We start from the raw sequence: 24,955 nt of genomic DNA on the forward strand, positions 1-24,955 counted from the left end.
AAAGAAGTGCATAACTATAAATATTGTGGACTTTGAGAGAATACCTCTTAATAAAATACATACAAGATTTCATATAGTTGAAGATGATACTTTGTATAAATTAACTGATGTATTAGAAATTCACTTCTTAGAACTTCCAAAGCTTGAAAGATTAGATAGTCTGAAGGATGTAGATGACCCAAGCTTAGATTGGCTTGAATTTATTGATGCAAAATCAAAGGAGGGAATGGAAATGTTAGCTGAAAGAAATGAAAATATAAAAACTGCTTATGAAATATTACAAAGAGTAAGTAAAAGCAAAGAAGCTAGGATGGCATATGAGGCAAGGCAAGCTGAAATTATGGATCAGTTAACAAGAGAGAAAAGTGCAAGAGAAGAAGGAATAAGAGAAGGAATAGAAAAAGGGAAAATAGATATTGCAAGAAATCTAATAGGATTATTAGATGATGAAACAATAGCTAATAAAACTGGATTATCAATTGATATAGTAAAAAGTTTGAAAAATTAAAGAAATTTTAAGTAATATATGGAAGTCTGATATCTAAATTAATTTTAGATATCAGACTTCTTTTAGTTATAAGAAAATAAAAGGTACATCAGGAGGCCCATCAAATTATTAGCATGTGTTAATCATGGAACAAATATGATCTATGAAACTTAAATTATCAATTTGGAAATTACATGGTATAATGGATATAATTACACAAACGGAGAGCAAGATATGAATAATACAATTATTAAGGTTATAAAAGAATGGATACTGCCTATAGGAGCAGCAATAGTATTAACATTATTAATAAACAAGTTTCTTATATTTAAAGTTAAAGTTCCAAGTGGGTCTATGATTCCAACAATAAACAAAAATGATCAGCTTTTTGTAACAAAGATATACAACTATGACAAGATAAAAAGAGGAGATATATTAGTATTTAATTCAAAGGAACTTAATGAAAATTTAATAAAAAGAGTAATGGGATTACCTGGAGATAGTATTTCTATAGCTGAAGGGACAGTAATTGTTAATGGAGAAGTAATAGAAGAGGATTATGTTAAAAATAATAGTTTGAATTATGAAGGAACTTTTAAAGTACCAGAAGATGAATATTTCTTTTTAGGTGACAACAGAAGTGATTCAAAAGATTCAAGATTATGGCAAGAACCATATATTAATAAAGAAGACATATTTGGAAAAGCGTTAGTTAAGGTTTATCCATTTAAAGATATTGGTAAATTAAAATAAAAAATACTATTTGGGAGGGAGTAGATTGATTAAAAATTCAAGGGATTTTGTAATTCAGGTAATTACCTCTGTAATTCTTATAGTTACAGGATTTTTACCTAATGATAGGTATATCTTAAAAATAGCTGGATTGTTAATATTTAATATCGTATTATTTAAAGATAATATTAAGAATTTATTATCAAAACTTAGTAAAAAAGACAATGAATGAAAAAAGTGACCATTTATGCAAAAAGTAGATTCAATAAGAATCTGCTTTTTTGTATATAAATGATTTTAATTAATAAAAATTATGTATATACAAAGATTTAGATGGAATAGTTAAGGAATATTCAAAATAGCCATTTTTACCATTTATTTCATATGAAAATATAGACAAAATATCATAAAAATGTTAACATTAAGTTAACCGATATGGTTATAGTTTCAGGAAGGAGGTTCAATAAGTTAATTAAGTAAGTAAATAAATTAAAAAAGTTGTGGGAGGGGAAATTTTATGAAGAGAAAGATGAATAAAATAATAACAATATTAACAGGAGTTTCTATTATGATAGGAACCCTTGTTAGTCCTGGATTAGTAGCAAGTGCAACAGAAATAGGTAAAGATAATTATGGAAATAATGCTGTTTATGAACAAAAGTTAAAAGAATTAGAAGTAGTGAAAGAAAGTTTGAAAGATATACCAGATATTAATGTCAAAGTTAATGAAGAAAACATGATTGAAATATATAATAATGAAGTGGCAAAAATAAACGAGAAGGCAGCTATGTCTGGTGGTCTTGTATATGGAGTATGGTTTGGAGGAGCAGATAGCTATTATAGTATGTCTCCTTCAGAAACTATAAAACTTGGAGTTTTCATGGCCAGTGCTATTATTCCATTTCTTAGTTCTGAAATTATTGCTGTTCAAGCTGCATCATCAATTACAGGTATGATTGGTACTGCTCTTGAAGTAAAACCTGGACAATGGATTAGAGCAGACAGAAGTAAAAGATATAGAGAAGTGACATATTCTGACGGTTCATTTGCATATTTTCAGACAAGAATAGGAGCTTCCGTTACAAGATCAGACACTTATCTAGGTTCGGGTTATACCGTAATTTCTGGAGGAATGTGGTGATTAAAAGACAAAAAGATTTTATAATTAAGGTATTTGCTTCTGTAATTTTTGCTATGGCAATATATTTGCCAAGCGATAGATATATTTTAAGAGGAGCTGGCCTAGTAATATTTAATACGATAATCTTTAAAGATGACATAAAAAATTTATTATTAAAAGGTAATAAAAAAGATATCATAATTCTAGCGATTGTTTCTTTGATGTTTTTAGCAACAATATTTTTACCTAATATTCACTCTATTTTAAAGATAATTATCGTATTGATATTTGATATTATACTGCTTAAAGATAAAATAAAGCACGCATTATCAAAAAGTAAAAAAGAAGATGTATTATAAAATTTATGCGTTATATATAAAAGAGGGTGTTGCAAAATGATTTTTTTTAAATCATTTTTCTAACATCTTTTTTGTAGCATTAAATAATGTTTTCGGCGAGTTTATTGGATTTCTACCATAGGTATAGTATGCTTGATATAGTTTTGAATAATCTAATTCCTCCAATATTTGATTAGTAATCTGAACTAATCATTTTTAGGTATCATAAATGATGTTTCTATTGGTAATACTAATTGGTGATTATTATAATATAAACTTTTAATATTACGTTTCATATTAAAAGTTTATGCAAAAAAATGGATTCTTATTAAATCCACTTTTTCTTTATATAAACATATTTATTTTATTATTAGCTTAATTTAAATGATGATTTTAAAGATACTATTCTATTAAATACTAACTTCTCATCAGTTGAGTATCTTAAGTCTACATTAAAAAATCCGTTTCTAACCATTTGGAATTTATCTTGTGGTTTAGCAGTTTTAAATGCTGTTGGTTCTATGAAACCTTGTAAAATTTCCATTGAGTTAGGGTTTATTTGTTCTAGGAAATGTTTTCCTTCATTTTCAGGCGCATCATCTAAGATTAATGGTTCATATAATCTAAATTCAGCAGGGACGCAAGTTTTAGCATCTACCCAGTGAACAGTTCCTTTAACTTTTCTTCCAGTGAAACCAGAACCACTCTTAGTTTCTGGGTCATAGGTACAATGAACTTCTACAACTTCACCATTTTCATCTTTTATGATGTCAGTACATTTTACAAAGTAAGCACCTTTTAATCTAACTTCATTCCCAGGGAAAAGTCTGAAGTATTTCTTTGGAGGTACTTCCATGAAATCTTCTTTTTCTATATATAGTTCTCTTGAGAAAGGAACTAATCTCTTACCTTGAGTTTCATCTTTAGCGTTATTTTCAAGTTCAATCATTTCTGATTCATTTTCTGGATAGTTTGTTATTACTAGTTTTAATGGATTTATAACTCCCATAGTTAATGGAGCTTTAAGCATTAAATCTTCTCTTATGAAGTAATCTAACATTTGAGAATCAACGATGGAATTAGCTTTAGAAACCCCAATAGCTGTGCAGAAGTTTTTTAAAGCTTCTGGTGTACATCCTCTTCTTCTTAAACCTGAAATAGTAGGCATTCTAGGGTCATCCCATCCATCAACTACTTTTTCATCCACTAATTGTTTAAGTTTTCTTTTACTCATAACTGTGTTTGTGATGTTTAATCTTGCAAATTCTATTTGTCTTGGAGTACAGTCCATTTCACATTCTCTTACAACCCAGTCATAAAGAGGTCTATGATCTTCAAATTCTAAAGTACATATAGAATGAGTTATTCCTTCTATAGCATCTTCAAGTGGATGAGCAAAGTCATACATTGGGTATAAACACCACTTATCACCTGTGTTATGGTGAGTTGAGTGAGATATTCTATAGATTATTGGATCTCTCATGTTTATATTAGGAGATGTCATATCTATTTTAGCTCTTAAAACTTTTTCTCCATCTTTGAATTCACCTTTTTTCATTTTTTCAAATAAATCTAAGTTTTCTTCAATAGATCTAGTTCTATATGGACTATCAACACCTGGTTTTGTTAATGTTCCTCTATATTCTTTAGCTTGTTCTGGAGTTAAATCACAAACATAAGCTAAACCTTTCTTTATTAATAAAACAGCTCTAGCATACATTTCATCAAAATAGTTAGATGCAAAGAAAAGTTCATCCCAGTTTCCACCTAGCCATTTAACATCTTCTTTAATTGATTCAACATATTCAGTATCTTCTTTTACAGGATTAGTATCATCAAATCTTAAGTGAGTTTTTCCTCTGAATTCTTTTGCTAAACCAAAGTTTAAAAGTATAGATTTAGCATGACCTATATGTAGGTAGCCATTAGGTTCTGGTGGGAAACGAGTGATTATTTCTTTATGTTTACCATTTTCCAGATCCTCAATAACTATATTTCTTATAAAGTTAGACGGATTAATTTCATTTGCCATAAGTTTAACATCTCCTATAAGTATATTTAAATTAAGAAAACTGGTTTCTTAACTAAGTTTTATTTCCAATACTCTAATAATTTTAATCTAATATAAAGGAAAAATAAAGCTAAAGTGCTAGAAAATATTTAAATTTGCATAGAAAACACCTTAATTTCTCCACTGTGATATGTATATTCTTTAGAAAAACGAAGAGATTTATTCTTTTACAAAAGAAAAATAATAGACAGAATAAATAAAAGTTTATAAATATATAGACAAAACTAAAAATAAAACATAAAATATAAATAAGATTACAATGAGAGAAGGTTAAGATGATATGAAAGAAGAAAATATAGAATTACTTTGGGATGCAAGTATTGATGAAGTTAAAAAAGGATTTATAGAAGATGAAGAAGGGTATAACTGCATTATATGCAATGAAAAATTCATAAAGGGAAGAATATATGAAATAGATGGAGCTCTTTATGATGGTAAAAAATCAGCTGAACTTCATCTAGAAAGTGCTCATGGTTCAAGCTTAGATTATTTGCTTAAAATGAATAGTACCTTTACAGGTGTATCAGAGGTTCAAAGAGAACTACTAACATTAATAGCTTCTGGGCTTACAGATAAAGAAATATCAGCTAAACTAGGAGTTGCTCAGTCAACCATAAGAAATCATCGTTATAAATTAAGAGAAAAAGAAAAACAAGCAAGATTGTTTTTAGCCATCATGGAACTTATAACAGAAACCACTAACAAGAAGGTAAATAAATTAGATAAAGAAACTTTACATGATGCTCATAGAACAGCAACTACTGTAGATGATAGATATAACATTACAGATAAGGAAAGAGAAAGTGTTATCAAAGCTTATTTTGATGAAAATGGAGCTATCAAGACTTATCCAGCAAGAGAGAAAAAGAAGATAATCGTACTTTCTGAAATAACTAAGAATTTCACTAAAGGGAAGAAATACACTGAAAAAGAAATAAACAGAGTATTAAAAAGAATATATGAAGATAACGCAACCTTAAGAAGAGCAATGGTTGAGTATGGATTTATAGAAAGGTCCAAGGATTGTAGTTCTTACTGGGTTAAGGAGTAGAGTGGAGAATTTATATGTTATTTGATGTTGATGGTTTTTATGTAGATTTAGTTGAATATAAAGATTTAGATGAAATTGTTGATGTTTATAATTCTAATAAGAACTTTTTGATGGTACATCTAGATACTTATAAAGTGAACCATGAATGGTTGATAAATGATATCAAAGACATGAAAGAGGCTGGATTTTATTCATGTAAGATAATAGAAGGCCCATCACAAAAAATAGTAGGTATCATGGATTTTAAGTTAGGGGAAGAAACCTATTTATCACTACTTATGATACGTGATTCATTAAAAGGCAAAGGTTTAGGAAATCTAATTTTTGAAGCTTTTGAAGAATATGTGATATCTCAAAAAAGTAAATTCATAAAAATAGATGTAGTAACAAACTATGATAAATCAGTAGTTGATTTTTGGATTAATAATGGATTTGTTAAAGAAGAAAGTGTAAAACTGGCATGGGGAGAGATTAGTTTGGATGGGATTTCTATGAAGAAAGGTCTGAATTAGCTAAAAAATGGTCAACAGTTTTAAACTGCTGACCACTTTTGATTTTTAACAAAATCATCATAAATAGAGTTGGCATCATCTACAACATCAGGTTTAAAGTTCATGGTTTTTAATAACTTGATTGCATTTCTTGTTGTTGATGGGCCTCTTCTTAGTTTGTAATCAAATATGATATCATCATCAGTAACTGTTTCTCTAAAATGATAGTTATCATATCCACTTTCAATCATATGAGTTAGTTCAATATCATGAGTCGCAACCAAAATTCGTGCATCGGTTGTTTTAGCATATTTTAATATAGATGCAGAAGCTGATATCCTCTCAATAGTGTTAGTTCCTTTAAGTATTTCATCAATAAATGCTAAGATAGGTATATCACCATTTAAGGAGTCTAACAATCTTTTTAGGCTTTTGATTTCTGCTATAAAATAACTATCTCCTTCAAGAATGTTATCTCTTATTGCCATTGATGTCACAACTTTGGAAAATCTGCATTTATACTTAGAACAGAGTGCTGTATTTAAGCTTTGTGCCATGATAGAGTTTAGTGCAACAGCTTTAATAAAGGTAGACTTCCCTGATGCATTAGACCCTGTAAAGATGATGTTTTTATCTATATGTATTGAATTCTTAATAGGGTCATCAAGAAGTGGGTGATAAATATCTTCTAATTCCATGGTGTTATCTTCTGCAAATTCTGGATTCACATATTCATCAACGCTTTTTCTGTAATATACAATACTTAAAGCAAAATCTAATTGCGCAACTAAATCATAAATTAAATAAAGGTATTCTTTATTTCCTTCTAATATTTTAGATATATTTTGATAGGCAATGATATCAACCATGAAAAGCATCTTAATATATTGAAGAAAAATATCAGAATCAGAAAATATTATATTCTTTGAATTATCTAATGTAGAGCTATATCTTTTTATATTTTTAAGTTTTTTAAAATTTTTTAAGGAAGTTTCTAACTTTTCTCTAAATCCATCAAAATCTTTATCCTTTACTTTAGATAATTTCTGACATAGTTTAATGTTATTTAATAAATAAATCATGACATCAAAGTTTTCTTCTAAATAAAGTTTAGCACTTTGATAAAACAAGATATTAGCGCATACAAAAAACACTGTTAATAATACACCTATGCTTGGAACTATAAAGGAAGTTAAGATTGATAATATAAGTCCTATTGCAAGTACAGGATATTTATAATAACCTGATATAGTACTGAAGGTTGGGTTATAAATGAAGTGAATCAGTTTAGTATCATTTAATTTACCTACACTCATAAGATTAAATTTAATAGAATTTCTTAAGTCTTTATTTTGGTTAAAGGCCTTAATAAGTTCTTCTGTGGTATTCCAGTAATCTCTATCGTAAGAAACTTCTCTATATTTATAGTAGAGATAGGATTCCCCTAAGGTTGTACTTGTGTAATTTGTTCTTTTAAAAACACTATCCATATCTAGATCGTTCCATGTTAATTCATCAATTGAATCACAAGATTTTTCATTTTCTTTACGAGACTTATAATATGCCTTAACAAAACTCATATCGAAGTTTTCATGAAATTTATTAGGTTTTTCTCCAAACTCACTATTTATCTTGTCTATCATCTCAACTTTTCTTTTATGATTACTATAAACTGCATATAATATTATTACAATTAATACTACTATAAGTATAGTCAGTTTCATGCTTCTATCCCCCTATGGATTTTAATAATAGTTTTATTTAATATTTTATCATAACTTAACTTTAATTGCATATTTTACCTTTGTGTTAATAGAAGGAGATATAAATTTGTTAATAAAAAATATTTAATAGTAACCACTTAAGCACAGGTAACTAAGGATATGTTTCCTACATAATCTAACAATATAGTAACGATTATGGGAGGAAGAGATGATTAACTTAACATTAACCCCAATTCATTATATTTATTTAGCTTTTATTATTATAATAATACTAGCTATGGTTAAGAAAAAAGATATATCTTTAATATGCATACTGGGTATTTTTATACTTGGTATAATTGGAACTAGTTCTTTGTATCAATCTGTAATGGGCATATTTAATAGTTTTGTTTATGCAACAAAAGAACTTATGCCCACGATTTTTATAATATCTATAATAACAGCTATGAGCGGGACTTTAATGGATTCTGGAATAAATGATGAAATGGTATCACCTTTTAGGAAGGTTATCAAAAACTATTGGGTTGCTTATTGGGTAATCGGAATTTTTATGATGATCCTATCTTGGTTTTTCTGGCCTTCTCCAGCAGTAGCCCTTATAGGAGCTTTATTTTTACCTATAGCTAAGAAGGCGGGGCTTCCTGCTATGGGGGTAGCTATTGCTATGAATTTGTTTGGACATGGTATAGCCTTATCTAGTGACTACATTATTCAAGCAGCACCTAAACTTACCGCAGATGCAGCGGGTATACCAGTAGCTGATGTTTTGCATTCAAGTATTCCCCTTACAATAACAATGGGTGTAGTAACTACTGTAGCAGCCTTCTATTTTCTAAGAAAGGATTTAAAAGCAGGTAATTTATCTGATGAATATGCATTAGATAGTGAAGAGGAAAAACCTAATATGCTTATTGAATCAAAAACAGTTAGAAGAATTTTAGCTTTAGGAATAGTAGTACTTTTTGGGATAGATATAGTTATAATGTATATCTATAAATTGCAAGGAGGAGATGCTACAGCTTTAATTGGTGGAACTGCTGTATTTATATTAAGCATAGTTTCAATCTTAAGCTATAAGAAAGAGTCTCTAGAGAAAATCACTGATAATCTTGTTAAGGGACTTCAATTTGGGTTTAAGATATTTGGGGTTGTAATACCAATAGCAGCTTTCTTTTATCTTGGAGATGCAGCAATCACAGAAATATTTGGGCATATACTACCTGAAAGTTCTAATGGAATAGTTAATGATTTAGGCGCAGCTCTTGCAAATACTGTTCCGATAAATTCTGTTATTTCATCTGGTACGGTTACAGTTGTAGGTGCAATAACCGGCTTAGATGGATCAGGTTTTTCGGGTATATCCTTAGTTGGATCAATTTCTAAGATATTCTCTACAGCTTTAGGTGGTGGAGTAGCAACTTTAACAGCTTTAGGCCAAATAGCAGGAATATGGGTAGGTGGAGGAACTATAGTCCCTTGGGCTTTAATACCTGTAGCTGCTATATGCAAAGTTGATGCTTTTGAACTTGCAAAGAAAAACCTAAAACCTGTAGTAATAGGATTAATAGCAACTACAGTAGTGGCCATGCTGATTATATAAGTTAAAAAAGAAGGTGGAAAACACCTTCTTTTTTAATAGTAGTAACATCTTGTCCCAGAAGTTATCATAAAAGAATTCTTGGGCATTTTTTTTATTACTTGACTCAAGTTATAAAAATCATTTGTAGTTCCTCCTAAATTTCCAATACTAAGAATAAAAACTAAGGAACTCAATGTGATATTTGTAATAGGAACAAAAGTCCAAATAAGTAAAGGAATTAGTCCAATTATTAGTGCTGGAGCTATAAGAATTACTGCATAACGTGATTTTAAGATTGGAGTACATGGTATTATACTTATTCCTGCAGGGGAATAAAAAATTTCAGCAGTGCAATCTCTTGGGAGAAATGCAGCATGTATAAATTCATGAATTATAAAGAAGGGAATTGTTAATAGTAATCCTATTATCATACCTTTAATGTCTAAATGAAATTGACCAATAAGAAACCTTTTTAAATAAATAGAAACAATTATTAATATAAGTATAGGGATTACAGGAGTATATGGTGCTAGTTTTGAACTTGGATTCAAAAACTCTACTGAATCTTTAGGTACATCTTTTTCAGGAAACCTGTTTGTTTCACTCAATAAACCTTTCCATTTTAATATCATATAAAATCCTCCTTAAACGATATAATTTAATTATAACATAAATTGTAAATTACACTAAGCACTTCAATATACTTGATTATTGCAACTAACATCAAGTATTTAAGAATATAAAATGATATAATAAAGGTTAAAGGCGGTGGATTGCATGTCTACAAAAACCATAGAAACTATGATTGATTGGGTTGAAGATAATATTATGGATAATCCAAGCTTAATAGATTTATCTAATCATGTTGGATATTCTTCTTTTTATTGTTCAAGTAAGTTTCATGAAAATATAGGGATTACTTTTAAACAATATATCTCAAAACGTAGATTAAGTCTTGCTGCTACTGAAGTAAGAGGGGAGAAAACTAAACTATTAGATATAGCTATAAAATATGGATACTCATCTCAAGAAGCTTTCACAAGAGCTTTTGTAGATACCTTTGGAGTAACTCCATCAAAATATAGAAAGCAATCTATCCCACTTAATTTATATATGAAACCAGATTTTTTTAAATCTTAAAATACAGATTTTTAATATATAGCTAAAAGATAATTTTGGAGGATGTACCATGAATAACAAATTAGGAAGAAATGATTTATGTTGGTGTGGAAGTGAAAAAAAGTATAAAAAGTGCCATGAGGCCTTTGATGATAAGATTGAAGCTTACAGAAATGAAGGGCACATAGTACCAGATAGAGAAATAATAAAAAATCAAAAACAGATAGATGGAATACGTGAAAGTGGAAAGATCAATATAGCTGTGTTAGATGCGGTAGCAGATTTTATAAAAGAAGGGGTAAGTACTGAGGAAATTAACCAGCTTATATATGATAAGACAAAGGAGCTTGGAGGAATACCAGCTCAACTTGGATATGAAGGTTTCCCTAAAAGTGTATGTACCTCTATCAACAATCAAGTGTGCCATGGAATACCATCAAAAGATGTACTACTTAAAAATGGAGATATTATTAATGTAGATGCTTCTACTATATATAACGGATATTTTTCAGATTCCTCAAGAATGTTTTGTATTGGAGATGTAAATGAAGAAGCTGAAAAATTAGTTCGAGTGGTTAGAGAGTGCGTAAATAAAGGACTAGAGCAAGTAAAACCATGGAACTTTCTTGGAGACATGGGAGAGGCTGTGCATGAACATGCTCTTAAAAATGGATATACTGTAGTAAAAGAAATAGGAGGACATGGAGTTGGACTAGAGTTCCATGAAGATCCTTGGGTTAGTCATGTTTCTAAAGCAAAAACAGAAATGCTTTTAGTTCAAGGCATGATTTTTACTATAGAACCTATGGTTAATGAAGGCAGTGATAAGGTATTTATGGATGAGGAAAATGGATGGACCTTCTATACTGAAGATGGAAGTTTATCTGCTCAATGTGAAGTGATGGTACTTGTAACTGAGGATGGATATGAAATTTTAGCATATTAACGCTGAAATATATAAAAAAATTTAATTTCAATATTGAACAATCTTTGTTATAGTAGTATAATAAATTCATCATATGTATAAAACTATGGCAGTTTTATTGATGAGTGTAATAATAAGTATATGAATAAAATATGAATTATATAATTTTAGCAATGGAGCTAAAGAAAATTATTGTTTTTCTTTGGCTTTTTATTTTTGTGAATATGTAAATAATGTAAAAAATGTATTTAAAGAGAAAAGTTTTATCCTTGTAAGTAAACTTTTAAGGAACAAATCAAGTAATGTGCAATACGAAAGGGGATTTTTTTAAATGAGTAAAGTAACTGAAATTTTTGCATCAAATGTATTTAATGATTGTGTAATGAAGGAACGTCTTCCAAAAGCAACTTATAAAGCTTTAAAAAAGACAATAGAAATGGGAACCGCTCTTGCACCAGATGTAGCAGATGTTGTTGCAGCTGCAATGAGAGATTGGGCTGTTGAGAAGGGGGCTACTCACTTCACTCACTGGTTCCAACCAATGACTGGAATTACTGCTGAAAAACACGATGCTTTTATAAGTCCAACCTCTGATGGAAAGATTATATTAGAATTTTCAGGTAAAGAATTAATAAAAGGAGAACCAGATGCATCTTCATTCCCATCAGGTGGATTAAGAGCTACTTTTGAAGCAAGAGGATATACTGCATGGGATTGTACTTCACCAGCATTTATTAAAGATGATTCTTTATGTATACCAACTGCATTCTGTTCTTACCATGGAGAAGCATTAGATAAGAAAACTCCATTATTACGTTCAATGGAAGCTTTAAATAAACAAGCTCTACGTGTTTTAAAAGCTTTAGGAAATACTACAACTACAAAAGTTACTACTACAGTAGGACCAGAACAAGAATATTTCTTAATAGATAAAGCAATGTATGATGCTCGTAAAGACCTTATATTAACTGGAAGAACTTTATTTGGAGCAAAACCTTCAAAAGGACAAGAACTTGAAGATCATTATTTTGGATCATTAAAACAAAGAATATCTGATTACATGAAAGAGTTAGATGAAGAACTTTGGAAGCTTGGAATTTTAGCTAAAACTAAGCATAACGAAGTTGCGCCTGCTCAACATGAATTAGCTCCTATATTTAGTACTACAAATATATCAACAGACCACAACCAACTTACAATGGAATTAATGAAAAAAGTTGCAGGAAAACATGGATTAGTTTGTCTATTACATGAAAAACCATTTGCAGGAGTAAATGGATCAGGTAAACACAACAACTGGTCAATGGGAACTGATGATGGAGTTAACTTACTTGAACCAGGTAATTCTCCACACGAAAACCTACAATTCCTTTTATTCTTAACATCTGTAATAAAAGCTGTTGATGAATATTCAGATTTATTAAGATTATCAGCTGCTAACGCTGGAAATGATCATAGATTAGGTGCTAACGAAGCTCCACCAGCTATAATCTCTATATTCTTAGGAGACCAATTAACTGATATATTAGATCAAATTGAAAATGGACCAGCTACAAGCTCAAAATTAGCTAGTGATTTAACTATAGGGGTAACTACATTACCACCACTTCCAAAAGATGCAACTGATAGAAATAGAACTTCTCCATTTGCATTTACAGGAAATAAATTTGAGTTCAGAATGACTCCATCTTCAGCTTCAATTTCAGGACCTAACTTTGTATTAAATACAATAGTTGCTGAAGCTTTATCAGAAGTTGCTGATAGACTTGAAAAATCTACAGATGTAGAAGAAGAAGTTAAAGTTCTTTTAACTGAACTTGTTAAAACTCATAAGAAAGTTGTATTCAATGGAAATGGATATTCTGATGAATGGGTTGAAGAAGCTGCAAAAAGAGGACTTCCAAACATTAAATCTACTGTAGAATCTACTAAAGCTTTACTTTCTGAAAAGAACCAAGCTGTATTAGAAAAACATGGAGTTTTAACTAAAGTAGAATCAGAATCTCGTTATGAAATAACTTTAGAAGGTTATAACAAAACTATAAATATAGAAGCTTTAACTACACTTGAAATAGCTAAACGTCAAATATTACCTTCAGTAATTAAGTATGCAACAAGCCTTGCATCTTCAATCAACACAATAACTGCTGTTGGTATAGGCGCTGATGTTTCAGTTCAAACTGAGTTATTAAAAGAAGTTTCAAGCTTAACAGCTTCATTAAACAAAAATATTGCACTTCTTGAAGAAGTAGTTGCAAAAGCAGACAACTTTGATGGTGATATCTATGATTTAGGTATGATCTACAGATATGAAGTATTTGAGCAAATGAATACTTTAAGAGAAGTTGCAGATACTCTTGAAACTATAGTTGACAAAGAGTTCTGGCCATTACCAACTTACTCAGACATGTTATTCAACGTTTAATAAATTTATAAAAGGAGCACTTCGCTTATGAAGTGCTCCTTTTTGTATGGTAAAAACTAAACTTATGGTATAATTAACTTATTATTTAGAAAAGTTGAGGTGATTTATAGTTGATTAAGAAAAGGTTTAATAGCACAGGTGTATGTGTACCTAAGAAACATTATATGGTTGATATAAGCAACAAACTTATTCAAATCAAAAGACTTGTGGAAAGTGAATTTTACTTTACTATAAATAGGCCTAGACAGTATGGGAAAACTACAACTTTAAATAGATTAAAGAAAATGCTTAATGATGAATATATGGTTGTAAGCATTAGTTTTGAGGGAATCGGCGATAAGGTTTTTAAAAGTGAGCAAGAGTTTAGTAAAACTTTTCTTGAACTCTTAAGTGAGAATATTGAATTAACCGATGTAGATGAGGCGCAGAGACTTAGGGATTTATCAATAGATTTAAACAATATAAAGGATTTATCAAGAACTATAACTCAATTTGTAAGAGATAGCAAAAAAGAAGTAGTTCTGTTTATAGATGAAGTTGATAAGAGTTCCAATAATCAATTATTTCTAAGTTTTATAGGAATGCTCAGAAATAAATATTTAGCAAGAGAAGTTGAGGAAGACTATACATTTAAATCAGTTATTTTAGTTGGAATGTATGATGTTAAAAGTTTAAAGCTAAAATTAAGACAAGAGGAAGAAGCTAAATACAATTCACCTTGGAACATAGCCGTAGATTTTGATATAGATATGAGTTTTTCTACGGAAGAAATATCAAGTATGTTAAAAGAATATGCAGATATAAATAAAGTTGTTATGGATATAGAGGCTTTAAGTAAGGAGATATATTTCTTTACAGGAGGATACCCGTATTTAGTAAGTAGAATATGCCAAATTATCGATGAAAAGGTAATTGTTAATAGTAATATTTCTTGGAGCATAGAACATGTAAGGCAAGGAATTAAAATAATTAATGAAGAGGTAAATACATTATTTGAAAGCATAGTGAAGAACTTAGAGAATAATAATGAGCTATACGAGTTAGTAAATAGAATTTTAGTTGATGGCGAACAAATAATATTTAATCCGCTAGATCCTACTATATCCTTAGGGGTAACCTATGGAATATTTAAAAAAGGAGAAAATGGAGTAGAAATAGGTAATATAATATTTGAAGAAATTATATATAATTATATGATATCGAAAGTTAGAACAACAACTAACAAAATGAGCCTATATAATGTAAGATCAAGTTTTGTAGCAGAGGATGGAAGTCTTAACATAGTGAAGATACTACAAAGATTCCAGCAATTTATGAAAGAACAGTATTCTGCCAAGGACAAGGAATTTATAGAGCATCATGGAAGGCTTTTATTTCTAGCGTTTATAAAACCTATAATTAATGGAACTGGATTTGATTTTAAAGAAGTTCAAATTTCAGAAGAAAAGAGATTGGATTTAGTAATTACCTATAATAGCTTTAAATATATAGTTGAAATGAAAATTTGGAGAGGTACTAAATATCATGAAGAAGGATTAAAACAACTTTATGATTATTTAGACATACATGGATTAAGTGAAGGATATCTCCTTATTTTTAATTTTAATAAAAATAAGGAATATAAAGAAAATATAGTTAGATATAATGATAAAGATATTTTTGAAGTTTATGTTTAAAAAATCAATTGCTTAACACTAAGTTTAAGCAATTGATTTTTTTTAATGATATTTATAATTTACTTCTCAGCAACCAGTAAAAACGTATCATTAGTAGGATGAGTAAACCTTTGTAGTTTAAAATTAGAAGCTTCTAATAGATCCGTAATTTCCCTTTGAGAATACTCATGAAAGTCTCCTTTATCAGAAAATCTTAAAAAGAAGTTTGTAATCTGTCTAAGTGGAGTAGGAAGCCAAGGATCAGCCAATATAATACGGCCACCTTTTTTTAAAACCCTATACATTTCATCTAAAACTTTTTTAGGACGTGGATAATGGTGAAAGGAGAAAGTACATAAGATAGTGTCGAAATAATTATCTTCCCAAAGTAAAAATTCTGAATCACCTACAATTAGTTCAGCTTTGTCTTTAAGCCTCTTTTTAGCAACATCAATCATAGCTTTTGAAAGGTCAACTCCATGAAGTTTGTTATTTTCATTCATCTTTGATAACATTACTCCATTTCCACAGCCCACATCTAAGATTGATTCATTATTTTTTTTGTTAAGCTCGTCCAGTATGTAGGGATAAATTCTAGAGCAAAACTTTCCATCAGAACTTTTTTCATAAACTTCTGCTTCTGAATCAAAATTCCTCAAGGATTTCTCTTTAATTATTTCTGCATTCATATTAATAACCTCCCAATTACTTAACTATATAATACAACTTCCAGTAAAATCCATCAAGGATAAAAAGAGATATATTGGAAATTATTTGTTGACAAAGTCAAAGAAACCCTTTAAAATGCATCCACATTAAAGAATTAACGATTTAATTAACTAAATAGTTAATTAAAAATAGGGGGTTGAATAAATGACAGGAAAAGTACTTAAGGCAACGTTTAAAAGAAATTTTATAGTAATGATAAGAGCATACCCTAAAGATTTTTTTATAGGAAATGTTTTAACTGGTTTCTATACTGTAATAGGAGCTTTACTTATTTATAAAATGCTTTTTAATGGAGTTGTGGGGGATGAATTCTTTAAGTTTACTGGAACAGGTGATTACATGAGCTATGTTATTTTAGGATCTTTAACTTATTTATATGTTGTTAGGACATGTTTAAATGTCAGTAGAAGTCTTATTACAGAATTAAGGGAAGGTACATTAGAAAGTCTTATGATTACTCCTTTTAAGAGGGGAGAGTATTTTATAGGCAATATGCTTCAGCAGACAGTTACAACTACTTTTGAAGTAATAGTTTCCTTGATTATCGCCATTCCCTTTGGTCTAAATTTATCTAATATAAACCTAATATCATTTGTAGTAAGTGCCCTTCTTGCCTTATATGGTTTCTTTGGATTATCCATGGTACTTGCTTCAATAATGTTATATACAAGAGATACTTATATTTCACAAAACACTTTATTTGTTGCTATGTTACTTCTATGTGGAATAACATTTCCTAATGAATATTTACCAAGGGTTTTAAGATGGATAGGAGAACTAATACCAGTAACTGAAACCTCAAACTTAATAAGAGGATCAGCTTTACTTGGGAAAGGGGTATCAGAACTAAGTAGTACCATGATTTATGTTTTTTTACTTGGTACTGTTTATATGATTGTAGGATTTTTAAGTCTTAGAAAAATAGAGTATATAGCATTAGAAAAAATTCAAGGATAGGTGATGGATATGATAGAAGCAAACAACTTAAAAAAGGTTTATGAAACTAAAACAAGTAAGGGGATATTTAAAAATGAGAAGGTTAAGTTAGAAGCGGTAAAAGATGTTTCTATAAAAATAAAAGAAGGAGAAATAGTTGGCCTCTTAGGCATAAATGGTGCAGGAAAAACAACAACTATAAAGATGTTAACTACTTTACTTTCACCGACTTCAGGAGAGTATTTTCTTGATAATATAGATGCTGTAAAAAATCCAAGAGCAATAAAATATAAAATCAATATGATAGCTGGTGGAGAGAGAATGATATATTGGAGACTTACAGCTTATGAAAATCTATGGTATTATGGACAGCTTTATGGAATTCCTAATGTTATATTAGAAAAGAGAATTGAGGAACTACTTAAGTTGGTAGGCCTTTATGAAAATAAGGATAAGAAGGTTGAAGAGTTTTCAAAAGGTATGAAACAAAGACTTCAGATAGCACGAGGACTAATAAATGATCCAAGTTATATATTTATGGATGAACCTACTTTAGGACTTGACGCAGTGGTATCAAAGGAATTAAGAACTCATGTTAAGTCTTTAGCTAAGGAAAAAGGTAAAGGTATATTATTAACCTCTCACTACATGGAGGAGGTTGAGGAACTTGCTGATTATATTTATGTTTTAGATAAAGGGATGATAATAAGACAAGGTACATCAAAAGAACTATCAAAACAAGTGTTTAAAAAAGTTGAATATAGATTGACTCTTCATAACAGAATAGAGGCCCTTCAAAGATATATGTTAATTAGTCTTTTAGGACATGATAATACAGTTGAGATTTATGAAGAGGATAACTCCTATCATATTATAAGTTCTAAGAATTTAAGTTTAAACATATCACAAATATGTTCAGATAAAGGAGCTATCATAAAGGAATTTTTTGAGCTTGTACCAAGACTTGAAGATACTATAATTAAGCTTTCAGAGAAAGGAGCTTAAATTATGAGAAATTTTATAAAAGTAGTTATGGCAGAAATGAAGAAACAACACTTAAACTATTTTCATAGTAAATTTATATATATTTCCTTGTTTATATGGCCTATTTTAAATTTCATAACCTCCTATTACAGTTTTAAACCATTTAAAATAAATAATAGTAATATCAGTTATCTTAATGAAGATAATGTGTTAGTATTTATAGTATTGGGATATATGACCATGAGCCTGTTTAGAAGCTTAGTTCAGACTGCTTGGAACTTTTCTTTTGAAAGAATAAGTGGGACATTAGAGCTAATCTACCTTTCACCAGCCAGTAGGCAGGGGGTAATACTAGGAAATGCCTTATCTTCTCTTTTTGAAAGCATAGTTTTTATGGTGATTTTCACCCTAGGAGTTTTGATATTCAAAAGAGAGGTTTTAAATGTTAACTACTTAAGTTTGATGATTGTTTTTATAATTACTTTATTGATGGCAGTAATGTGGGGAATGTTTTTAAATTCTTTGTTTTTATTTTCAAGGGATTCTGGCTTTCTATTTACAGTACTTGAGGAGCCTATGGAGATATTTTCAGGAGTTAAGGTACCAACAGCAGTTTTCCCTATATGGGCAAAAGGGATAAGCCTTATATTTCCTTTAACTTATGCTATTGAAGGGGTAAGAAATGTTATTTTAATAGGAAGCTCTATACCAGAAATAAAAAGCTTCTTAGTTATAGGAATTGGGATAATAAGTATCTTATACCTTTCATGTTTGAAGATAATAAAAGTAGTTGAACATCACAGCAGAAAAACAGGTAATTTTACTTATTTTTAGAGGTAATATGAAAATAGATGTTATTTATGAACAAGATGTACTATGTGAATTTGTGTATTCGCGACTTTTTGAGATGTTCTGTGCTCTTCATGTACTATCAAACCCTGAACATCATATTCATAGAAAGAAGTGGGCAGAAAAAGTTAATAAACAGATGAACCCAGATATGAAACAAGACATAAAGATTTATGCTGATATCACTGATGAGTATTGTATAATCATGGATGTATGTCATTATTTTGAAGAATGTTCAGATTTAAATATATTAAGTTCCATAGATGTACTATCAAAGATATCAATACATGAGATAAACAAGATATTTAAAGTATATGATAAGAAAATCACTAAAAATCAGTACCAAGAACTTTTAAGGTTATTAAAAGACTTCTATACTTATATATTTGAAGGTGAATTAAAATATATAGAGCCTTTTATAACTAGAATCTTGAAACAAAAGGTGAGGTTTGCAAAAGAAAAAGGGATTTTCAATTTAATTCAAGAGATTCATGAAAGAATAAAGGTTCATGAAGATAAGATTGTTTTTTATAAAAATAAGCAATATGAGGTTTACAAAAAAGATCTTAAGAGGGTTTCAATTAATGTATCAACATTTGTTGGGCCTCATCTTCTTATAGGAATAATAGATGATTTTCTTAATTTAACATGTTTAGTTGAAACAGAAAACTCTGAAAAAGAAAGTCCTAAGGATTTAGAAAGAACATTAAAGGCTTTAGGGGATTCTACAAGATTAAAGATATTAAAAGCAATAAGTAAAAAAGGTAAAAGCACACAAGAGTTAAGCAGTCTATTAGATATATCAGAAGCAGCAGTATCTAAGGCATTAAAACTTCTTCAAGAAGGACAGCTTGTAACAAAAGAGAGAAAAGGTAATTATATGATTTATTCAGTCAATAATGATACTATTGATTTTATAAGTTATAGGATTTACGAGTATATTTATTAGAATTATGATTTTAACCCCTAGCTATATTTTTAATGTAGCTGGGGGTTATTTTTTTTATCACCAAATTGGATATGTCTAATTAATTGGTACAATTTAGTTCTTGACTTTGGAATGGTTTTAAACTTTTGTTTTGAAAGAAAAGGTGATAAAGTAACACTATAAGGTAGACTTACTTTTGAGATAAAGTATACTTTTGAAAAACAATAGAGAAATATATTTTACTACTGGAAACGTTTTATGATTTTGCTATTTGAATATACAACTAAAGTAAATATAAAGGTTGGTGTTAATCTTGTATAAAAGAACTTGCGAAATTATTAAGATAATATACGAAAGACCAAATGAATTAGATATAAAAGTATTATCGCAGATTTTAAATATCAGCGTAAAAACTATACAGGCAGATATTCAGGAAGTTAATGAGTTTTTAGAAGGAAAAGGAATTGCTTATTTAAAGATGATGGATAACAAGTTCTACGTAGACAAAATAAGTAAATCTATATATCAAACACTTTCTACACTTAGCTTTTATGATTATAAACTATCAAAAGATGAACGTTTGGTAGTTGAGTCTTTATTACTTATATTTACCCATGAACATGTAACTCTACTAAATATTGCAGATTTCATGTACGTATCTAGGTCAACTGTTATTGGAGATTTAAAATATCTAAATAAGTTTTTAAATAAGTATAATCTTTCAGTAAACTCTCAAACCAATACAGGGATTTGTATTAATGGCTCTGAAGAAAATATAAGAGACTTATTTGTAAATATATTATTTAGATATGGTGATTTATACGAGTTGTTTTCTCATCAAGAGCAGGCAAAAAACATGAAGATTGGCGATATACGTGCAATAGATAAAGATACAAACATAATACTACAAAACCTTATATCAGAAGCAGAAAAATATTCAGAAATGCAGTTAACAGAGTATTCCTTTAATATGCTTTGGAATTACCTATGTGTAGCAATTTTTAGAATGAGGTTAGGTAAGTATTTAGATAGCCATAAGTTAGAAAAACAAGAAACCAACAATAAATTAATAGAAAGGCTATATATACTTGTTTGCCAGCATTTTGACCTTGAGTTAAATAAAAATGAACTAAGATATTTAGAAAGTTTCTCAAAAGGATTTGGATACCTTAAGAAAAGTGATTCCATAGATGGAAGCAAAGAAATAGTAAAAATACAAACCATAACTAGATTATTTATTATGAATTTATCAAAAGCCTTAGATCTTCCTTTATATAAAGACTATGAGCTATTTCAAAGTTTATCAAACCATCTAGAAAGAATATTTATAGACGGCTTTACAAGCTTTAACGAAAACTACGAAATAAATTTTATTATAGAGAAGTATGCACCTATAAAAGAGGTAGTTATAGAAAACATAGATATACTAGAGCAGTATGCAAAAAGGTCTATCTGCGAGGAGGAAATTGCATATATAGTCATATATATTTGTGCCTCAATTGAAAAAATGAAAACTCAAAAGACTGTGTGTAATGTAATACTAATCTGCAACAGCGGAATTGGGACAAGTCAGCTTTTAAAATCTAAGCTTTTAGAAAGATTTAATCTAAATATAATAAATGTACTGCCAAAACATAGACTAAAAGATTCATTAAGAAATGATATAGACTTTGTTATTTCAACAGTAGATTTAGATAGTGTTTCTGTTCCTTATATCAGGATATCTCCTCAATTAACTGATAGTGATTTTTTGAGAATGAGAGAGATGATAGATAACTGTGGTTCTATTAATTCCACAAAATTATGCAAAAATGATTGTACAGATATCATGAAAAAGATAGAGCCTATAATAAAAAATGATGAAATACTGGAGGTAATTAGAGAAAGTTTAAATAGTTATTTTGAAAGAAAAAATAGAGTGGTTTTAGGTCTTTCAGATTTATTAACAGAGGAATTTATTGAATTAGATGTAGAAGCAGATAATTGGAAGGATGCTGTAAAGAAAGCTTCAACCAATCTATTAAATAAAGGATATATAACGGAAAGCTATGTTGAATCTATCATAAGAAATACAGAACAAAATGGTCCATATTATGTTATTTCAGAAGGATTTGCTATTCCACACTCAGAAATTGATGATGGGGGACTAAAGCTTGGATTTAATCTAATTAGATTAAAAAATCCAGTGGTTTTTAACGCAGGAATTTATGACCCAATAAAATATGTATGTATAATAAATGCTGTAGATAAAGAAAAACATCTAAATGCTTTATTTAATTTAATAAATTTATTACAGATTTCAGAATTTAAAGAAGCGATAAACAATGCAAAAAGTAGTATTGATATGGCACAAATAATTGAATTATTTGAAAGAAGAATACAATAGGAAGCGGAGGTATATGAAGATGTATTTTGATAAGGAGATTACATTTTTTAATGAATCAGTAAAAAACAAAGAAGAAGGGATAAAAAGGTTAGCAGATGAATTTTTGGAAAAGGAATTAGTAAAGGATACTTTCTTTCAAGCAGTTATAGATAGGGAAAAAGTTTATCCTACTGGACTTAGTATTAATGATATAGGTATAGCTATCCCACATACGGATAGCATTCATATAATAAGGCCTCAGATTGGGTTTATGTCATTAAAGGAACCAGTAATCTTTAAAGATATGGTTGATGAAAAAAACGAGATAAAAGTTAGTGCAATCTTTATGCTTGGACTTTTAAAGTCAGAGCAACAGATAGATATCCTTCAAAAACTTGTTGATTTATTTCAAGATCAAGAGATGCTTAAAAAAGTTATAGCTTGCACAAATATTGATGAGTTTAAGAGCATAATGAAAAAAGCTAATATAGATTAGAACTAATTTTTAAGGAGATGATGTTATATTAGTTTATTAAAAAAAATTATAAAAATATATATACGAAAGGAAAGTGTTGAAAAATGAAAAGAATATTATTAGCATGTGGAGCAGGGGTTTGTACTTCTACTGCTGCAAGAGTAAAGGTTGAAAAAATACTTGATGCAAACGGATACAAAGGTCAATACAAAGTTGAGCAATGCAAAATAGCAGAGGTTGCAGCTAAATCAGGAAGTTTTGATTTTGTTATATCAACAACAATGAAACCAGAAGGTGTTAAATGTCCTTTTATAAATGGTATATGCTTTTTGACAGGAGTAGGTGTTGACAAGACAACTAAAGAAATTTTAGATCTTATGAAATAATTAAAGATTAGGAGAGGTGTGTATTATGTCACAAATATTAGGTTTTTTTAGTGCTATACAAGGTTTAGGCGCTACCGTAATGATGCCAATTATTATCTTTGTTTTTGGATTAGTTTTAGGGACAGAAAAAGGAAAAGCCTTAAGAGCAGGGTTAACAGTTGGGGTAGGATTTATAGGGTTAAATTTAGTAATAGGTGCCTTAGGAACTAACTTGGGACCAGCAGTAGAACAGATGATAACACGTTTTGGATTATCTTTATCGGTTATTGATGTTGGTTGGCCAGCAGCAGCTGCAATTGCATTTGCATCAACTGTAGGTATGGTTATAATTCCAGTATGTTTACTTGTAAATATTGTTATGATAATAACTAATACAACTCAAACAGTAGATGTAGATATCTGGGATTACTGGCACTTCGCATTTACAGGAGCTTTAGTTGCAATAGTAACTGGTAGTCAAACTATGGGACTAATTGCCGCAATTTTAAATATGGTAATTATAATGGTAATTGGAGATTATACAGCACCAGGAGTTGAAAAAACATTAGGATTACCTGGGGTATCTCTTCCTCATGGATTTACAGGAGCATATGCTCCAATAGCAATAGTAATAAATAAGATAATTGATATGATTCCAGGGGTAAGAAAAATAGATATTAATATGGAAAAAGTACAACAAAGATTTGGAGTATTTGGAGAACCTATTATAATAGGAACAGCTTTAGGTCTTGTAATCGGAGCTGTTGCAGGGTATGGATATGGCGATGTATTAAGACTTGGTATTTCAATGGGAGCAGTACTAGTTCTTATACCTAAAATGGCATCTTTACTTATGGAAGGATTACTACCAATATCAGATGCTGCCTCTGAATTTATAAGTAAGAAATTTTCTAATAGAGGAAAAATGTATATAGGTCTTGATTCAGCAGTAGGAGTAGGACATCCTCTAACACTTTCAGTATCTCTTATACTTGTACCTCTAACAGTATTTATGGCAGTTATTTTACCTGGTAATAAAGTTTTACCATTTGCAGACTTAGCAGTTATACCATGGATGTTTGTTCTTATAACTCCAGTAGTTAATGGTAATGGATTTAGAGCTTTAGTTAATGGAATAGTTGTACTTGCAGCTGGGCTATTAATTTCAACTAATTTGTCTCCATTAATAACTACAGCAGCTGTTAATGCAAACTACACATTACCATCAGGGGCAGCTCAAATATCAAGTATCTGTGATGGAGCAAATCCATTAACATGGGCAATTGTAAGATTAAATGATTTTGGCTGGATCGGTATGGGAATAGTTGCAGTTATAGCATTAGGATTAGCTCTAATAAATAGAAACAGAATACTTAAAGAAGCAAGAGAACTAAAACAAGCTTAATAAATTATATAGGAGGAAGCATGAGAAGAGAATATGTATTTGATAGAAAAACATTTTTAGTTAGAGTTATATATGCAGGTATTTTAGCGGCAATTGCACTATTATTTGGCATCTATAAATTGAGTGTAGGGTCAACAATGAATTATTTATGGGTATTTGTATGTTTTTTATGTATGTATACTATATATATTCTAATAAAGTT

At 29.5% G+C, this 24,955-nt stretch carries 25 protein-coding genes; 21 read left to right on the forward strand and 4 right to left on the reverse strand.

Annotation, left to right across the window (positions count from 1 at the left end; all coding sequences use genetic code 11):
• From B3N22_RS05060 to B3N22_RS05080, 5 genes are all read left to right on the forward strand, one after another.
• Window positions 1-508, forward strand: a 508-nt coding sequence (locus B3N22_RS05060) for an Rpn family recombination-promoting nuclease/putative transposase (protein WP_286905262.1), incomplete at its 5' end; no start/stop codon positions are given.
• A 213-nt stretch (window positions 509-721) separates the two neighbouring features.
• Window positions 722-1,240 (forward strand): signal peptidase I, encoded by a 519-nt coding sequence (gene lepB, locus B3N22_RS05065; RefSeq protein WP_286905263.1) that lies wholly within the window; start codon window positions 722-724, stop codon window positions 1,238-1,240.
• A 25-nt stretch (window positions 1,241-1,265) separates the two neighbouring features.
• Entirely contained in the window at window positions 1,266-1,451 is a 186-nt protein-coding gene (locus B3N22_RS05070) for a hypothetical protein (RefSeq protein WP_286905264.1), read from the forward strand.
• Window positions 1,452-1,736: 285 nt separating this feature from the next.
• A complete protein-coding gene (locus B3N22_RS05075) occupies window positions 1,737-2,360 on the forward strand; it encodes a hypothetical protein (protein WP_286905265.1) in 624 nt (207 codons plus the stop codon).
• Window positions 2,357-2,698: a hypothetical protein gene (locus B3N22_RS05080; protein ID WP_286905266.1), complete on the forward strand. Its 342-nt coding sequence runs from the start codon at window positions 2,357-2,359 to the stop codon at window positions 2,696-2,698. Before B3N22_RS05075 ends, B3N22_RS05080 begins: the two co-directional genes overlap by 4 nt.
• 349 nt (window positions 2,699-3,047) lie before the next feature.
• Here the strand turns inward: B3N22_RS05080 and B3N22_RS05085 are convergent, their stop codons facing one another.
• Window positions 3,048-4,709, reverse strand: coding sequence for a glutamine--tRNA ligase/YqeY domain fusion protein (locus B3N22_RS05085; protein WP_286905267.1), 1,662 nt, complete (start codon window positions 4,707-4,709; stop codon window positions 3,048-3,050).
• 319 nt (window positions 4,710-5,028) lie between these two features.
• Between B3N22_RS05085 and B3N22_RS05090 the strand changes: the two genes are divergently transcribed.
• Window positions 5,029-5,799, forward strand: coding sequence for a DUF2087 domain-containing protein (locus B3N22_RS05090; protein WP_286905268.1), 771 nt, complete (start codon window positions 5,029-5,031; stop codon window positions 5,797-5,799).
• 14 nt (window positions 5,800-5,813) lie between these two features.
• Window positions 5,814-6,311, forward strand: a complete 498-nt coding sequence (locus B3N22_RS05095) for a GNAT family N-acetyltransferase (RefSeq protein WP_286905269.1) — start codon at window positions 5,814-5,816, stop codon at window positions 6,309-6,311.
• A gap of 20 nt (window positions 6,312-6,331) precedes the next feature.
• On the opposite strand, the gene B3N22_RS05100 is transcribed toward B3N22_RS05095, so the two are convergent.
• The gene (locus tag B3N22_RS05100) at window positions 6,332-8,014 is read right to left on the reverse strand and encodes a MutS-related protein (protein ID WP_286905270.1); all 1,683 of its coding nucleotides are present in this window, start codon (window positions 8,012-8,014) and stop codon (window positions 6,332-6,334) included.
• Between the two features lie 208 nt (window positions 8,015-8,222).
• Here B3N22_RS05100 and B3N22_RS05105 point away from each other — a divergent pair, with 208 nt between their 5' ends.
• The gene (locus tag B3N22_RS05105) at window positions 8,223-9,614 is read left to right on the forward strand and encodes a hypothetical protein (protein WP_286905271.1); all 1,392 of its coding nucleotides are present in this window, start codon (window positions 8,223-8,225) and stop codon (window positions 9,612-9,614) included.
• A 32-nt stretch (window positions 9,615-9,646) separates the two neighbouring features.
• Here B3N22_RS05105 and B3N22_RS05110 read toward each other — a convergent pair whose 3' ends face one another.
• Window positions 9,647-10,225 carry a metalloprotease family protein gene (locus tag B3N22_RS05110; RefSeq protein WP_286905272.1) on the reverse strand — a complete coding sequence of 193 codons (579 nt, stop codon included), beginning with the start codon at window positions 10,223-10,225 and terminating at the stop codon, window positions 9,647-9,649.
• Window positions 10,226-10,370: 145 nt separating this feature from the next.
• On the opposite strand from B3N22_RS05110, the gene B3N22_RS05115 reads away from it, so the two are divergent.
• The 4 genes from B3N22_RS05115 (at window position 10,371) to B3N22_RS05130 (ending at window position 15,738) form a co-directional block, all read left to right on the forward strand.
• Window positions 10,371-10,733 carry a helix-turn-helix transcriptional regulator gene (locus B3N22_RS05115; protein WP_286905273.1) on the forward strand — a complete coding sequence of 121 codons (363 nt, stop codon included), beginning with the start codon at window positions 10,371-10,373 and terminating at the stop codon, window positions 10,731-10,733.
• Window positions 10,734-10,782: 49 nt separating this feature from the next.
• Complete coding sequence (locus B3N22_RS05120) at window positions 10,783-11,658, forward strand: methionyl aminopeptidase (RefSeq protein ID WP_286905274.1); 876 nt, start codon at window positions 10,783-10,785, stop codon at window positions 11,656-11,658.
• 310 nt (window positions 11,659-11,968) lie between these two features.
• Window positions 11,969-14,062, forward strand: coding sequence for a glutamine synthetase III family protein (locus B3N22_RS05125; RefSeq protein WP_286905275.1), 2,094 nt, complete (start codon window positions 11,969-11,971; stop codon window positions 14,060-14,062).
• Window positions 14,063-14,175: 113 nt separating this feature from the next.
• Window positions 14,176-15,738 (forward strand): AAA-like domain-containing protein, encoded by a 1,563-nt coding sequence (locus tag B3N22_RS05130; protein ID WP_286905283.1) that lies wholly within the window; start codon window positions 14,176-14,178, stop codon window positions 15,736-15,738.
• Window positions 15,739-15,797: 59 nt separating this feature from the next.
• Here the strand turns inward: B3N22_RS05130 and B3N22_RS05135 are convergent, their stop codons facing one another.
• The gene (locus B3N22_RS05135; RefSeq protein ID WP_286905276.1) at window positions 15,798-16,406 is read right to left on the reverse strand and encodes a class I SAM-dependent methyltransferase; all 609 of its coding nucleotides are present in this window, start codon (window positions 16,404-16,406) and stop codon (window positions 15,798-15,800) included.
• Window positions 16,407-16,590: 184 nt separating this feature from the next.
• Here B3N22_RS05135 and B3N22_RS05140 point away from each other — a divergent pair, with 184 nt between their 5' ends.
• The 9 genes from B3N22_RS05140 to B3N22_RS05180 all read left to right on the forward strand — a co-directional run.
• Complete coding sequence (locus tag B3N22_RS05140) at window positions 16,591-17,403, forward strand: ABC transporter permease (RefSeq protein WP_286905277.1); 813 nt, start codon at window positions 16,591-16,593, stop codon at window positions 17,401-17,403.
• A 9-nt stretch (window positions 17,404-17,412) separates the two neighbouring features.
• Complete coding sequence (locus tag B3N22_RS05145) at window positions 17,413-18,387, forward strand: ABC transporter ATP-binding protein (RefSeq protein ID WP_286905278.1); 975 nt, start codon at window positions 17,413-17,415, stop codon at window positions 18,385-18,387.
• Window positions 18,388-18,390: 3 nt separating this feature from the next.
• Window positions 18,391-19,200 carry an ABC transporter permease gene (locus B3N22_RS05150; RefSeq protein ID WP_286905279.1) on the forward strand — a complete coding sequence of 270 codons (810 nt, stop codon included), beginning with the start codon at window positions 18,391-18,393 and terminating at the stop codon, window positions 19,198-19,200.
• 7 nt (window positions 19,201-19,207) lie between these two features.
• Window positions 19,208-20,164 (forward strand): ArsR/SmtB family transcription factor, encoded by a 957-nt coding sequence (locus tag B3N22_RS05155; protein WP_286905280.1) that lies wholly within the window; start codon window positions 19,208-19,210, stop codon window positions 20,162-20,164.
• A gap of 292 nt (window positions 20,165-20,456) precedes the next feature.
• Window positions 20,457-22,529, forward strand: coding sequence for a BglG family transcription antiterminator (locus tag B3N22_RS05160; RefSeq protein WP_286905281.1), 2,073 nt, complete (start codon window positions 20,457-20,459; stop codon window positions 22,527-22,529).
• A 19-nt stretch (window positions 22,530-22,548) separates the two neighbouring features.
• Window positions 22,549-23,004 (forward strand): PTS sugar transporter subunit IIA, encoded by a 456-nt coding sequence (locus tag B3N22_RS05165; RefSeq protein WP_238906951.1) that lies wholly within the window; start codon window positions 22,549-22,551, stop codon window positions 23,002-23,004.
• An 83-nt stretch (window positions 23,005-23,087) separates the two neighbouring features.
• Window positions 23,088-23,369, forward strand: a complete 282-nt coding sequence (locus B3N22_RS05170) for a PTS sugar transporter subunit IIB (RefSeq protein ID WP_073017316.1) — start codon at window positions 23,088-23,090, stop codon at window positions 23,367-23,369.
• A 25-nt stretch (window positions 23,370-23,394) separates the two neighbouring features.
• The gene (locus tag B3N22_RS05175; protein ID WP_073017314.1) at window positions 23,395-24,753 is read left to right on the forward strand and encodes a PTS galactitol transporter subunit IIC; all 1,359 of its coding nucleotides are present in this window, start codon (window positions 23,395-23,397) and stop codon (window positions 24,751-24,753) included.
• 20 nt (window positions 24,754-24,773) lie between these two features.
• Window positions 24,774-24,955 (forward strand): hypothetical protein (locus tag B3N22_RS05180; protein ID WP_286905282.1); only part of this gene is annotated, 182 nt, incomplete at its 3' end.

The organism is Clostridium sp. UBA1652 (genome assembly GCF_002320975.1).
In the GTDB taxonomy this organism is placed as follows: Bacteria; Bacillota; Clostridia; order Clostridiales; family Clostridiaceae; genus Clostridium_T; species Clostridium_T intestinale.